9 protein-coding genes and 1 pseudogene are annotated in these 13,520 nt (G+C 72.6%); 5 read left to right on the top strand and 5 right to left on the bottom strand.

From position 1 onward, the window contains the following. Positions 1 to 24: 24 nt before the first annotated feature. Both AB0J90_RS14755 and AB0J90_RS14760 read left to right on the top strand, forming a co-directional pair. Positions 25 to 831, top strand: a complete 807-nt coding sequence (locus AB0J90_RS14755; RefSeq protein ID WP_363595947.1) for an alpha/beta hydrolase — start codon at positions 25 to 27, stop codon at positions 829 to 831. Further along, positions 824 to 1,408, top strand: a complete 585-nt coding sequence (locus tag AB0J90_RS14760) for a WHG domain-containing protein (protein ID WP_363595949.1) — start codon at positions 824 to 826, stop codon at positions 1,406 to 1,408. The genes AB0J90_RS14755 and AB0J90_RS14760 overlap by 8 nt, the downstream gene beginning before the upstream one ends. Positions 1,409 to 1,415: 7 nt before the next feature. On the opposite strand, the gene AB0J90_RS14765 is transcribed toward AB0J90_RS14760, so the two are convergent. Beyond that, positions 1,416 to 2,786 (bottom strand): MFS transporter, encoded by a 1,371-nt coding sequence (locus tag AB0J90_RS14765; protein WP_363595950.1) that lies wholly within the window; start codon positions 2,784 to 2,786, stop codon positions 1,416 to 1,418. A 133-nt stretch (positions 2,787 to 2,919) separates the two neighbouring features. Beyond that, on the bottom strand, positions 2,920 to 3,174 hold the full coding sequence (locus AB0J90_RS14770; RefSeq protein WP_363595952.1) for a hypothetical protein: 255 nt from the start codon (positions 3,172 to 3,174) through the stop codon (positions 2,920 to 2,922). Between the two features lie 224 nt (positions 3,175 to 3,398). Between AB0J90_RS14770 and AB0J90_RS14775 the strand changes: the two are divergent. Then, positions 3,399 to 7,796: pseudogene (locus tag AB0J90_RS14775) on the top strand (HAD-IC family P-type ATPase); the annotation flags it as partial. 313 nt (positions 7,797 to 8,109) lie between these two features. On the opposite strand, the gene AB0J90_RS14780 reads toward AB0J90_RS14775, so the two are convergent. Further along, positions 8,110 to 9,750: a carboxylesterase family protein gene (locus AB0J90_RS14780; RefSeq protein ID WP_363595954.1), complete on the bottom strand. Its 1,641-nt coding sequence runs from the start codon at positions 9,748 to 9,750 to the stop codon at positions 8,110 to 8,112. A gap of 109 nt (positions 9,751 to 9,859) precedes the next feature. On the opposite strand from AB0J90_RS14780, the gene AB0J90_RS14785 reads away from it, so the two are divergent. Then, the gene (locus AB0J90_RS14785) at positions 9,860 to 11,176 is read left to right on the top strand and encodes a sensor domain-containing protein (RefSeq protein ID WP_363595956.1); all 1,317 of its coding nucleotides are present in this window, start codon (positions 9,860 to 9,862) and stop codon (positions 11,174 to 11,176) included. Beyond that, positions 11,128 to 11,772 carry a response regulator transcription factor gene (locus tag AB0J90_RS14790; RefSeq protein ID WP_363595958.1) on the top strand — a complete coding sequence of 215 codons (645 nt, stop codon included), beginning with the start codon at positions 11,128 to 11,130 and terminating at the stop codon, positions 11,770 to 11,772. Before AB0J90_RS14785 ends, AB0J90_RS14790 begins: the two co-directional genes overlap by 49 nt. Positions 11,773 to 11,788: 16 nt before the next feature. On the opposite strand, the gene AB0J90_RS14795 is transcribed toward AB0J90_RS14790, so the two are convergent. Next, the gene (locus AB0J90_RS14795; RefSeq protein ID WP_363595960.1) at positions 11,789 to 12,418 is read right to left on the bottom strand and encodes an MBL fold metallo-hydrolase; all 630 of its coding nucleotides are present in this window, start codon (positions 12,416 to 12,418) and stop codon (positions 11,789 to 11,791) included. Further along, the gene (locus tag AB0J90_RS14800; protein ID WP_363595962.1) at positions 12,418 to 13,506 is read right to left on the bottom strand and encodes an S-(hydroxymethyl)mycothiol dehydrogenase; all 1,089 of its coding nucleotides are present in this window, start codon (positions 13,504 to 13,506) and stop codon (positions 12,418 to 12,420) included. The genes AB0J90_RS14795 and AB0J90_RS14800 overlap by 1 nt, the downstream gene beginning before the upstream one ends. Between the last annotated feature and the right edge of the window lie 14 nt (positions 13,507 to 13,520).

Consider the following 13,520-nt stretch of genomic DNA (forward strand, 5'->3'; position numbering starts at 1 on the left):
GTTAATGGCATTAGCTTTGTGGTTATGACGATTAACTTCCTTGATCGCGGCGAAGGCCGGATCGCATACACGGTGCGGGGCGAAGGCCCCCTGGTCATCTGCCTACCCGGCATGGGCGAGCTGCGCTCGATATACCGCTTTACCGAACCCGTCCTGGTCGACGCCGGCTACCGGGTCGCCGTGCTGGACCTGCGCGGCCACGGCGACAGCGACGACGGCTTCCGCGACCACGACGACGAGGCGCTGGCCAGCGACGCCCTCGCCCTCGTCGACCACCTCGGCGGTCCGGCGTTCCTGGTCGGCAACTCGATGGGCGGCAGCGCCGCGATCCTCGCCGCAGCCGCCGAACCAACCAAGATCACCGGACTGGTACTGCTCGGCGCGCTGGTCCGGGACCCGAAGCTGAACCCGGTCCTGGGCCTCGCGATGCGGCTGCTGCTGCTCAAGCCCTGGGGACCGGCCGCCTGGCGCGCGTACCTCAAGACGCTCTACCCCGGACGGCCCCCGGCCGACCAGGCCGAACACCTGGCGGAGATCGCGGCGAACTTCCGGCGGGGCGACCACTGGCGCTCGTTCGTCAAGACCACCAAGCTGTCGCACGCCGTCGTCGAGGGACGACTCGGCGCGGTCCGGGCACCCGCGCTGGTCGTGATGGGCGAGAAGGACCCGGACTTCCCCGACCCGGCAGGCGAGGCCCGGTACACAGCCGATCGGCTGAACGGCGAACTGATGCTGGTGCCGAACAGCGGCCACTACCCGATGACCGAGTACCCCGAACTGGTCAACCCGGCGCTGGTCACCTTCGTCAACCGGGTCAGCTCGAATGCCTAGAGCAGGCCTCACCCCGGCCATCGTGGTCGCCGAAGCGGCCAGGGTCGCCGACGAGCAGGGACTCGACCGGCTCACCCTGGCCGCCGTGGCGCAGCAGCTCGGCGTCAGCCTGCCCAGCCTCTACAAACACGTACGGGGTCTGGACGGGTTGGCGCAGCAACTCGCCACCCGGGCGCTCACCGAGCTGACCGAACGGGTCACCGATGCCACGGTCGGGCTCTCCGGCACCGCCGCCGTACGGGCGATGGCCTCGGCGTACCGGGACTACGCGCGTACCCACCCGGGCAGTTACGCGGCCACCCTGCGGGCACCGGATCCGGGCGACCCGGCGCACGTCGCCGCCGCCGAACGGACCGTACGCGTGGTCTTCGCGGTGCTCGCCGCGTACGGCCTGGAGGGTGACCGGGCGATCGACGCGACTCGGGCGCTGCGCAGTGCCCTGCACGGATTCGTCACCCTGGAGGCGGCCCACGGGTTCGGGCTGCCGCAGGACCTGAACCGGTCCTACGACCTGATGGTCGACGCGCTCGACCGGTCGCTGCGCACCTGGCCGGAGAGCTGGCCCCCCACGGGGTGACGCGCTCTCAGGTACGCGGGTTCACCCGTCCGGCGACCAGCCCGGCCAGCAACGCCAGACCGGTCGCGACCGCGAAACCGGCCAGGTACGTGCTCGGCCCCGGTGCGGTCGTCGCGGCGAGCAACCCCCCGGTGAACGCCAGTACGGTCGCACCGGACAACGAGTCGCTGAGCTGCAGTGCCGAGCTGTTGCGGCCCTGCTCCTGCGGCTCCGACAGCTCCAGGGTCAGCACCGAGATCGACGGGTAGGCGAGCCCGATCCCGAGTCCCGCCACCGCCCAGGCGACGATGCCCAGCACCACCGGCACCGCCGTGGCCAGCATCAGCGGCGCGGCGGCGGCGATACCGGCGGCCATCAGCAGCAACCCGACCCGGGGCAGGGTGGCTCGCGACCTCGGCTGCCCGACCCGCCCCTGCAACCAGGAGCCGAACGACCAGGAGACGGCACCGGCCGCGAGCGCGGCACCGGCCAGCGCCGGGGCGAGTTCCCGCTCCCGGGTGAGCAGCAGCGGGATGAACACCTCCGCGCCGAGGAACGCCGCCGCGGCCAGCCCGCGCAACGCGATCACCGTCGGCAGCCCGCGTGCCGCCCGCAGCACCCCGGCCGGCAACAGCCGGGGTACGCACACTCCCAGGCCGACAAGGGCCGGCACGATCAACACGACCGCGAGAGTGCCGTGCTGCTGCCCCCCGATGTGCAGCAGTCCGGCACTCACCGCGGCCCCGCACGCCCAGCCGATCCGGCGTACCGAGCCGGGCACGAGCGGGCGCGCCGGCTGGCCGCCCATCCTCCGCAGGGCGGGGCGGACCAGCAGCACCGCCGGCACCGCCAGCGCCGGTACGGCGAGGAACACCCAGCGCCAGCCGGCGTACTGCACGATCAGGCCGGCGATCGCCGGTCCGACCAGCGACGGCACCACCCAGGCCGCGGCGAACGCGGCGAAGACCTGCCGGTGCAGCGTCTCCGGGTAGACCCGTGCCACCACCACGTAGAGCGCCACGATCAGCAGTCCCGAGCCGAGTCCCTGCAGCACCCGCCCGATCACGAACTGCACCATGGTCGGGGCGGTGCCGGCGACCACCAGGCCGACGACGAACCAGCCGACGCCGTGCCACACCGGGGCGGCCGGCCCACGCGCATCACTCCACATGCCGGCGACGACCATGGTGACCACCCCTGCGGCGGCCGGCCCGCCGAAGGCGAGCGCGTACAGCCGCAAGCCGTCCAGGGCGTGCGCGATCGTCGGCATCGCGGTGGCGACCGCGAGTGCCTCGAACGCGAGCAGGGAGATGAGCGCCACCATGCCCACGCTCAGCCCCCGGAACCGCCGGCCGAACAGCCCTCCCGCCGACGGCGTCGGTGCCAGCAACGCGGTCACCGGGACAACTCGATCATGAGGCGGCGCCCCTTCCACTCCGGCCGGTGGTCGACCGGTCGCTGGGCACCAGCATCGGACATGAACCGTGGTTGAGGTCAACCGGATTGGACCGGGCCGGAGGCGTACCGAGCCGCTACGCCTGCTGCAACGCCTCGCCTAACCCTTTGGCCAACCCGGAAAAGTGCTGGTCGGCGATGAGATGCCCGGCGGTGATCACCAACGCCAGCGGCCACTCGATGATCTGGAGGGCGGCGAGCAGGCCGAGACCGGCGTAGTAGGCGATCTTGTCGGTGGGCGGGACCGCGATCTCGCCGAAACCGGGGATCCGCACCCTTCCGGCGTACAACTCGACCACCTTGCGCGGGTCATGCAGGACGCTGACGTTCATGGCTGCCTCCCAGGGTCGACGTGTGCCGGTTGGCATTCCACCGTCGACGGCGTCCATGCGCCGGGAGGGGCGAAAACCGGGAAACTTCGTCACCTTGGCGCGCATAACGCACCCACACCTGGGAAGCCAGGGCCGACCGTGGATCCGGGGGGCGATATGGCGTACACGAGCATCAGGAGTCGACAGCAGTCGCAGCGGCACGAAGCCGTCATCCGCGCGGCTCGATGACGCCCTTCGGACTGAACCTCACCGGAGCCCTGCCGACACCAACCGTCTCGAACCTGCTCAGCGGTGTCTCCCGAGGTGCGCAGGAGCTGGCCAACCGGGCGGGCGCCCTGGCCGGCCAGGGTGCACGCGCCGCCGGACTCACCCAGCGCGGCGTACGGTCCCGACCCGGCCGGCACCACATCGAGGTACGCGGCGTCGCCCAGCCCGGCAGCGAACGGCTCGCCCACCGGGTCGAGGAAGCACTCGAACGGATCCCCGGAGTGCGCTGGGCCAGGGTCAACGCACCCACCGGCCGGGTGGTGGTGGCGGTCGGTGAACCCGCACCCCGGCTGCGGGACCTGATCGCGACGATCGTCGCTACCGAACGTACCGATGACTGCGAGCACCACCCCGACGACCGGCAACCGCACCCGCCGGAGGAAGGCCCGCGTACCCGGCGTGCCGTCTCCACCCTGGCCGCCGACGCCTTCGGTCTCGGACTGACCGTCGCCACCCGGATCCTGCCCTTCACCCCGCTACCGGGTGAGTTCGCCGGCCTGCTCAAGGCGATCGACATGCACCCGAAGCTGCACGCCTTGGTCGGGCAGAGCCTGCGCGGCGACCATCGCGCGGACTCGTTCCTGCCGCTGGCCGAGGCGTTGGCGCTCGGCCTGACCGGCGGATGGGCGGGAATCCTGCTCGACGGCGCGCAGCGGGTGTTGCAGTGGCAGGAGGCGCGAGCCCAGCTCACCGCCTGGCAGGAGGCCGAACCCCGGCTCGCCGGTACGCCCGAACTGGCCTCGGCCGGCCCCCTGCTCGACGGGCGACCCCGCCCCAAGCCCGACGGCCCGCTGGAGCGGTACGTCGCCCGGATGCTCACCGCCGGGGCCCTGGCCGGGGCGACCGCGCTGCCGTTCGCCGGCCCCAAACGGGCCGCCGCGCTGGCCATGTCCGGCCTTTCCAACGCGCCGTTCGACGGCCGCGAGAGCTACGCCGCCCAGCTCGGCCGGGCGCTCGCCGCCCGCGGTGTGATCGCCATGGACCGCTCGGTGCTGCGTGAACTGGACCGGGTCGACACTCTGGTGCTGGACGAGTCGGTGCTGCATTCCAACCGGGGCACGCTGACCGACCTGGTGCCACTGGCCGGCGACCCGGAGGAGGTGGCCGCCCAGGCGTTCACCCTGTTCGACCCGACCGCCCCGGACGAACTGCGCCAGGCGGACGGCTGGCGGCTCGGCTCCTTCGCCGAACTGGGTCTGGCCGCGCCGAGCGACCACCCCGAGGCGAGCCGGCTGTTCGACTCCGGCGGCAGCGTGCTCGGCCTGGCCCACGGCGGTGAACTGGCGGCCGCGGTCAAGTACGAGCCGGAGCCAGCACCCGGCGTCGACGCCCTGCCGTCGGCAACCCGCCGGGTCGGCGTACGGCTGGTCGTGGCGAGCGCTGACGCCGACCGGTACGACTTCGCCGACGCCGTGGTGCCCGGCGGGACCGAACTGACCGCGTCGATCCGCTCGTTGCAGGCCGGAGGGGCGATGGTCATGCTCGTCTCCGGCGACCGGCGAGCGCTCGGCGCGGCCGACTGCGGACTGGGCATCTGGCACCCGGCGGAAGCCCCGCCGTGGGGCGCGCACCTGCTGGTCGGCGCGGACCTGGAGGTGCCCGCCTTCATCGTCGAGGCGGTCGGTGTGGCCAAGGCGCTGACCCGGCAGAACATCGCCCTGGCCGCGGCCGGCACCAGCCTGGGCGCACTTACCGCCTTCACCTCGCCGGTGAACATGCTGCCCCGCCGGACGATGAACAGCGTCAACCTGGCCGGTGCGATGGCGCTGGCCAACGGAATCTGGCGGGCCAATCGGCTGCCCACGCACGGTACCGCCCGACCGACCGGGGTCGCCACACCATGGCACCTGATGCCGGTGCCGACCGTGCTCGCCCGGCTGGACACCAGCGCGGACGGCCTCAGCTCGCAGGAAGCGCAACGCCGCGGGCGCGACACCGGCTCGGACGACCACCAGGGCACCAACCTCGGCCGGGCCTTCGTCGACGAACTCGCCAACCCGCTCACCCCGGTGCTGGCCGCCGGGGCCAGCCTCTCCGCGGCGGTCGGTTCGGTGGTCGACGCCGCGCTGGTCGGCGGCGTGGTCGGGCTCTCCGCGCTGATCGGTGCCATCCACCAGATCAACACCGAGAAGTCGCTGTCCGAACTGCTGTCGCGGTCGGCGGTCACCGCCCGGGTCCGGCGCGACGGTGGCGAACGGGTGGTCACCGCCACCGACCTGGTCACCGGCGACATCGTCCTGGTCGGACCGGGCGACGCCATCCCGGCCGACTGTCGGGTCCTGGAGGCCGCCGGGCTGGAGGCGGACGAGTCGTCGCTGACCGGCGAGTCCCTGCCGGTCGCCAAGGACAGCCGGTCGGTGGTCGCCGCCGCGGTCGCCGACCGGCACTCGATGCTCTACGAGGGAACCACCGTCGCCGCCGGCCGGGGCGTCGCGGTGGTGGTCGCCACCGGCTCCGACACCGAGGTGGGCCGGGGCATGGCGCTGGCCCGCCAGGCGCCGCCGACCAGCGGTGTCGAGGCCCGGTTGACGAAGCTGACCAAGGCCACCATCCCGGTCGCCGCCGGTGCCGCGATGGCGGTCGCCGGGGCGGGACTGTTCCGGGGCGTACCGCTGGCCGAAACGGCCGCGACCGCCGCGAACCTCGCCGTGGCGTCGGTGCCGGAGGGGTTGCCGTTCCTGGTCAGCGCGGCCCAGTTGGCCGCCGCCCGGCGGCTGGCCGACCATGGCGCGCTGGTCCGCAACCCGCGCACGATCGAGGCCCTCGGCCGGGTCGACGTGCTCTGCTTCGACAAGACCGGCACCCTGACCGAGGGACACCTGCGGCTCGCCGGGGTCGGCGACAGCGAGCGGTACGCCGAGGTCGACGCGCTCGACCGTACGCTGCGCCACGTCCTCGCCGCCGCCCTGCGGGCCACCCCGGAGGCGGAGCAGCCGGAGCAGCTCAGCGGCCAGACCGACCGGGCGGTGCTGGTCGGCGCGCAGACCGCCGAGGTCCAGCCGACCACCGGCTGCCGCAGTTGGCACTACGCTTCCGCGCTGCCGTTCGAGCCGTCCCGGGGTTACCACGCCACGGTCGGCAACCGGCACCAGACGTACCTGCTCAGCGTCAAGGGCGCACCGGAGACGATCCTGCCCCGCTGCGGACGGAAGCGGACCCGCGACGGTGACGAGCCGCTGGACGACGCCGGCCGGGAAGCGCTCCAGGAGATGATGGGCCGGCACGCGGGTGCCGGGCAGCGGGTGCTGGCGGTCGCCGAGCGGGTGCTCGGCCACAACTCGGTCACCGACACGGACGTCACCGACCTGACGTTCATCGGCTGCCTGACCCTGGCCGACGGCGTACGCGCCAGCGCGGCGCCCGCGGTCGCCCGGATCCGGCAGGCCGGCGTGCACACCATCATGATCACGGGCGACCATCCGGGCACCGCTGCCGCGATCGCCTCGATCATCAGCACCGACGACACCGAGCAGCGGGTCGCCACCGGCACCGAACTCGACCAACTCGACGACGCGGCGCTCGCCGAGCGACTCGCCCGTACGGACGTGGTCGCCCGGTGCACCCCGGCCCACAAGGTACGGATCATCCAGGCGCTGCAACAGGCCGGGCGGGTGGTCGCGATGACCGGTGACGGGGCCAACGACGCGCCCGCGATCCGGCTCGCCGACGTCGGCATCGCGCTCGGTCAACGCGGCACCCCCGCCGCACGCGCCGCCGCCGACCTGGTGGTCACCGACGACCGACTCGAAACGATCATCGCCACCCTGGTCGAGGGCCGGGCCATGTGGTCCTCGGTACGCCACGCCCTGAGCATCCTGGTCGGCGGCAACCTCGGCGAGATCGCGTTCAGCGTGCTGACCGCCGCCGCGACCGGCCGCTCCGCCCTCAACGGTCGCCAGCTCCTGCTGGTGAACCTGCTCACCGACCTGGCCCCGGCGATGGCAATCGCGATCCGGGCACCCAACCCGGACGCCACCGACGGTCTACTGCTCGAAGGTCCGGACAGCTCACTCGGCGGAAGTCTGAACCGGGAGATCGCGTCGCGGGCCGCGACCACCACCCTCGGCGCCACCGCCGGGTGGACCCTGGCCCGGTACACCGGGCGGCAGCGCCGCGCCGGCACCATCGCGCTTGCCTCGCTGGTCGGCACCCAACTCGGCCAGACCGTGGTGGACGGCGGGGCCAGCCCAGCCGTACTCGTCTCGACCGCGGGCTCGCTGGCGGTCCTGGCCGGGGTGATCCAGACGCCGGGGGTGAGCCAGTTCTTCGGCTGCACCCCGCTCGGCCCGCTCGGCTGGGGCATCGCCGCAGGCAGCGCGCTCGGCGCCACCTTTGCCAGCAGCACCCTCAGCCGGTTCTTCGTCCGCCCGGACGACGACCACGCCCCAGCCGACGGCTCGCCCGACGGCCACGGCTCGTCCGATGACCACGGCTTGCCCGACGGCCACGGCTCGCCCGAGGGCCACGGCTCGCCCGACGGCCACGGCTTGCGCGAGGGCCACGGTTCGCCCGACGGTTCCGTCGATGACCACGGCTCGGGCGATCGTCCGGGCGGTGACGGGGACTCGCCCAAGGACGGGGCGGACGCGGACGCGGGCGCGGCCGGGGCGGGGCCGGACGGCGGCACGTCCCCCGGTGGCAGCCACCGGGGGACGTAGACGCGGGCGTTCAGTTGTCGAGGGACCGCCAGAAGTCGTACCGGTGCTCCCGGCCGAAGTCGACGGGCCCGACGGCCCCGGGCGCCAGGGACTGCACCCGCTGCCCGGAGAACTCGGACCAGTACGGCGCACCCCCGCCGTTCGGGTTACCGGTGTGCGCGAAGCGCGTCCAGTAGCCGATCATCTGCTCCGCCAACCGGACCTGGGCGTCACTGAGCGGTGCCGCGTAGTCGACGCCGAACAGGTACGGCAGTTCCGAGGTGTGGAACGCCCCCAGCGGGAAGCCGGGCTCCTGCGCACCGACGAAAAACGGGGCCCGGTCGTCGGCGAACTCGTAGGCGTACGTGGGGGTGTGCCGGGCCAGGGTCTTCACCGTGTCGAGGATCGGCCTGGACCAGATCGAGTCGGTCAGTACGGCACCGAGCGCCACGCTCGGCGACTCGTACGCCTCACTCGGGTAGCGCCGGTGCACCTTCGCCGCGTCGGCACCGAACAGCTCGTCCAACTCGTCGCGGTACTGGTCCGCGGTGAGCGGGCACTCGTTGGGCCGACCGGGCAGCGACGGCACCCCGGGTCCGCAGTTCTCGCCGCGTACCTCCATCCCCCACACCCGCAGCCGTTCCTCGTCACGGTTGCCGCCGTGGATCACCGGCACCCGGTTGAAGTGGCCGGCGGCCAGGGCACGGGCCGTGTCGACGGGCAGCACCGGACCACCGAGCACCGGACCGAACTCGATCCGATCGCTCTTGTCCAACAGCTCCGTCACGCCCGCACCGCGCAGGCAGGACGCGGCGGTGGCCGGATCCGTGCAGCCGAGGTCCCGCGCCACCGAGAGCCCTTCGGCCTTGGCTGTCTCCCGTGGCCGCAACGACGACGTCGTGGACGGCGACCAGCCGGCGGTACACGGACCGCTCTGCATGATCGCCCGGTGGAAGAGCCCAGCGGAGGCCGGTGCGGCCAGGTGGGCGCAGGTGCTGAAGCTGCCGGCCGACTCGCCGAACAGCGTGACGTTGCGCGGGTCGCCCCCGAAGGCGGTTGCGTTGCTGCGTACCCAACGCAGCGCCGCCTGCTGGTCCTCGATGCCGAAGTTGCCGGAGGCGGCCGTGCCGGCCTCGAACGCGGGGTGGGCCAGGAAGCCCAACATGCCCAGCCGGTAGTTGACCGACACGACGATGACGTCGCCCCGTACCGCCAGGGACTCCGCGCCGTAGATGTCGCCGGCACCGTACTTCAGGCTGCCGCCGTGCAGCCAGACCATCACCGGTAGCCGCTTGCCGCTGGTGCGGGCGGGTGTGGTCACGTTGACGAAGAGGCAGTCCTCGGCGGTGCTCGGGCGGCCCATCGGGATCCCGGCGGGTTGGGCGCAGGCGGCACCGGGCACCGTCGCGTCGCGTACGCCGGCCCAGTTCGCGGGCGGACGCGGCGACTTCCAGCGCAGCTCGCCGATCGGCGGCGCCGCGTACGGGATGCCGAGGAACGACCGGTGGTCGTCGGCGACAACACCCCGCACCGAACCGCTGTCGGTACGGACCACGGCCGGGTCGCGCCCAGCGGCCGGCGGTCCCGCCGACGCGCCGCCGGTTCCGGTGAGGACGGTGGAGATGACGGTCAGGCCGAGTACGGCCCGGACGAAAACGCTCGTGATGTTCATGGCTTCGAGCCAATCCGATCAGGCCGGCTGGCACAGGGGTGGCACGTCCCGAACCTCCGGTGGTGTTAGCACCCCTGATCTCCGGCGAGGCACCCTCCACACTGGTCACATGGTCAGTCAGACTCTGCACCCGTGGATCCGGTCGCTGCGGCCGTGGGGCCGCCGCGGACTCCTCTGCGCCCTGCGCGGGCTACCCGACGCCGCCCTGGCCGTCACCGCGAACATCGCACTGATCGTGCTGTCGGTGCTGTCCGTCCTGACCACGGTGGTCGGTGTCGGCCTGTTCGCCGTACCGGTGGTCACGGCCGCCGTACGCCGGGTCGCCAACCTGCGACGGCGACTGGCCGGTACCTGGGCACAGGTCCCGATCCCGGTCCCGTACCGGCCGGAGCCGGACGGGCGACAGAACCCCTGGCAGCGTTACCGCCGCACGGTCACGGATCCGGCGACCTGGCGCGACCTGCTCTGGCTGCTGCTCGAAATCCCGGTGGGCCTGGTGCTCGGACTCGTACCCACCCTGCTGATCCTGTACGGCCTGCTCGGCGTCGTGCTCGAACCGGTCCTGCTCGGGGTGGTGCTGGGACCGTTCGGCTACGCCGCCACCTGGCCCGTCGACGACCTGGCCACCAGGCTCCTGGTTTTCCCACAGGGTGTGCTCATCCTGGCCACCGGGCTGGCGGCGGCACCGCTGGCGCTGCGCGTACACGCCCTCTTCGCCCGCTGGCTGCTGGCACCGACCCGGTCGGCCGCGCTGACCCGACGGGTACGGGACCTGACCGAGAGCCGCGCGGAGACGGTCGACGCACAGGCCGCCGAGTTGCGCCGGATCGAACGGGACCTGCACGACGGCGCCCAGGCCCGGATGGTGGCGGTCGGCATGACGATCGGGCTGGCCGAGGAACTGGTCGGCCGGGACCCGCAGGCCGCCCAACGGCTGTTGGGCGAGGCACGGGAGGCCAGCAGCCGGGCCCTGGTGGAGCTGCGCGACCTGGTACGCGGCATCCACCCGCCGGTGCTCGCCGAACGCGGCCTGAGCGGTGCCGTACAGGCGTTGGCCCTGGCCGTGCCGCTGCCCGTACGGGTACGGGTGGACCTGCCCGGACGGCCGGCGGCACCGGTCGAGTCGGCCGTGTACTTCGCCGTCGCCGAGGCGCTGGCCAACGTGACCAAGCACAGCCGCGCCAGGACGGCGTGGATCGAGCTGACCCACACCGACGGCCGGCTCGTTGCCGTGGTGGGCGACGACGGTGACGGCGGCGCCGATCCTGACCGGGGCACCGGCCTGCCCGGCATCGGGCGTCGTCTGGCCGCGTTCGATGGCACGATGACCGTCACCAGCCCGCCCGGTGGACCGACCGTCGTCACCATGGAGCTCTCGTGCGAGTTGTCATCGCGGAAGACCTGGCCCTCCTCCGGGACGGCCTGACCCGGCTGCTCACCGCCTTCGGCTTCGAGGTGGTCGCGGCGGTGGACAACGGTCCCGCCCTGCTGCCGGCGCTGACCACCCACCGGCCAGACGTGGCCGTGGTCGACGTACGGCTGCCGCCGACGTTCACCGACGAGGGCCTGCAGGCCGCGATCGCAGCCCGTACGCAGGTCCCCGGACTGCCGGTACTGGTGCTGTCCCAGCACGTCGAGCAGCTCTACGCCCGCGAACTGCTCTCCGACCGCAGCGGCGGGGTGGGTTACCTGCTCAAGGACCGGGTGTCCGATGTGGGGCAGTTCGTCGACGCGGTACGCCAGGTGGCGTCCGGCGGCACGGTGATGGACCCCGAGGTGGTGGCCCAGTTGCTGGCCCGGCGCACCCGCGACGAACCCCTCGCCGGGTTGACCGCGCGCGAGCGCGAGGTCCTCGGCCTGATGGCCGAGGGACGCTCGAACGCGGCTGTCGCCGGACGGCTCTTCGTCACCGAGAAGGCGGTCAGCAAACACATCAACAGCATCTTCAGCAAGCTCGGCCTGCCGCCCTCCGACGACGACAACCGGCGGGTCCTGGCCGTGCTCACCTACCTCGACGCCTGACCAGCTTGCCCCGGCGTCAGTGACCTCGGGCCAGCCACTCCTCCAGGTGCGGCGCCTCGTCGCCGATCGTCGTACGGTCGCCGTGGCCGGTGTGCACCACGGTCTCCGCTGGCAGTCCCAGCAGCCGGTCCCGGATCGAGGCGACGATGGTGCCGAAGTCGCTGAACGACCGCCCGGTCGCACCCGGGCCACCGGCGAAGAGGGTGTCACCGGTGAACACCGCACCGAGCCGGGGTACGTGGAAGCAGCACGCGCCCGGACTGTGCCCCGGCGTGTGCAGCACGGTGAGCACCACCCCGGCCACCTCGATCGTCTGCCCGTCGGCCAGCTCACCATCGGGTACGACGTCCGGGTGCACCTGGTCCCAGAGCACCCGGTCGTCCGGGTGCAGCAGCACCGGTGCGCCGGTCGCCTCGGCCAGTTCCGGCGCGACGCGTACGTGGTCGTCGTGGGCGTGCGTGGCCAGGATCGCCCGTACCCGCCGGTCGCCGACCGTACGCCTGATCGCCTCCACGTCGTGCGGTGCGTCGATCACCACGCATTCGTGGTCGTCGCCGATCACCCAGACGTTGTTGTCCACGTCGAAGGTCTGGCCGTCGAGGGAGAAGGTGCCCGAGGTGACCGCGTGGTCGATCCGGGTGGCCATCAGAAGATCACCACAGAGCGGAGTACGTCGCCGCGATGCATCCGGGCGAAGGACTCCTCGACCTGCTCCAGCGCGATCTCCTCGGTGACGAAGCTGTCCAGGTCCAGCCGGCCCTGCAGGTAAAGCTCGGTGAGCAGGGGGAAGTCGCGGCTGGGCAGGCAGTCGCCGTACCAGCTCGACTTGAGCGCCCCGCCGCGTCCGAAGACGTCCAGCAGCGGCAACTCGGGGACCTTCATCTCCGGTGTCGGCACCCCGACCAGGACCACCGTGCCGGCCAGGTCACGGGCGTAGAACGCCTGCTGCCAGGTTTCCGGGCGGCCGACCGCGTCGACCACCACGTCCGCCCCGAAGCCGCCGGTCAGGGCCTTGATCGCCTCGACCGGGTCGGTTTCGCGGGCGTTCACGGTGTGGGTGGCGCCGAACCCCCTGGCCCACTCCAGCTTCCTCGGGTCGGTGTCGACCGCGATGATCGTGGTCGCGCCGGCCAGCACCGCACCGGCCACCGCGCCGTCGCCGACGCCGCCGCAGCCGATCACCGCGACGGAGTCGCCGCGGGTCACGCCGCCGGTGTTCATCGCCGCACCGAGGCCGGCCATCACGCCACAGCCGAGCAGGCCCACGGCCGCAGGTCGGGCCGCCGGGTTGACCTTTGTGCACTGTCCGGCGTGCACCAGGGTCTTCTCGACGAACGCGCCGATGCCCAGGGCCGGCGACAGTTCGGTGCCGTCGGTGAGGGTCATCTTCTGCTTGGCGTTGTGGGTGTTGAAGCAGTACCACGGCTTGCCCTTGTTGCAGGCCCGGCAGTCGCCGCAGACCGCCCGCCAGTTCAGTACGACGAAGTCGCCCGGCGCTACGTCGGTGACACCCGCGCCGACCTGTTCCACGATCCCGGCCGCCTCGTGGCCGAGCAGGAACGGGTAGTCGTCGTTGATCCCACCCTCGCGGTAGTGCAGATCGGTGTGGCAGACCCCGCAGCTCTGCACCCGCACCACGGCCTCGCCCGGTCCGGGGTCGGGCACCACGATCGTGGCGACCTCCACCGGTGCGCCCTTGGCCCTCGAGATGACACCGCGTACTTCCTGGCCCACTGGTCCGCCCTCAC

The organism is Micromonospora sp. NPDC049523, from assembly GCF_040676775.1.
Lineage (GTDB): Bacteria > Actinomycetota > Actinomycetes > Mycobacteriales > Micromonosporaceae > Micromonospora_G.

Excerpts from the sequence above, each read along its gene's own strand:
- AB0J90_RS14785 (WP_363595956.1), top strand. The coding sequence starts at position 9,860 with ATGGTCAGTCAGACTCTGCACCCGTGGATCCGGTCGCTGCGGCCGTGG.
- AB0J90_RS14780 (WP_363595954.1), bottom strand. The coding sequence starts at position 9,750 with ATGAACATCACGAGCGTTTTCGTCCGGGCCGTACTCGGCCTGACCGTC.
- AB0J90_RS14770 (WP_363595952.1), bottom strand. The coding sequence starts at position 3,174 with ATGAACGTCAGCGTCCTGCATGACCCGCGCAAGGTGGTCGAGTTGTAC.
- AB0J90_RS14755 (WP_363595947.1), top strand. The coding sequence starts at position 25 with ATGACGATTAACTTCCTTGATCGCGGCGAAGGCCGGATCGCATACACG.
- AB0J90_RS14760 (WP_363595949.1), top strand. The coding sequence starts at position 824 with ATGCCTAGAGCAGGCCTCACCCCGGCCATCGTGGTCGCCGAAGCGGCC.
- AB0J90_RS14795 (WP_363595960.1), bottom strand. The coding sequence starts at position 12,418 with ATGGCCACCCGGATCGACCACGCGGTCACCTCGGGCACCTTCTCCCTC.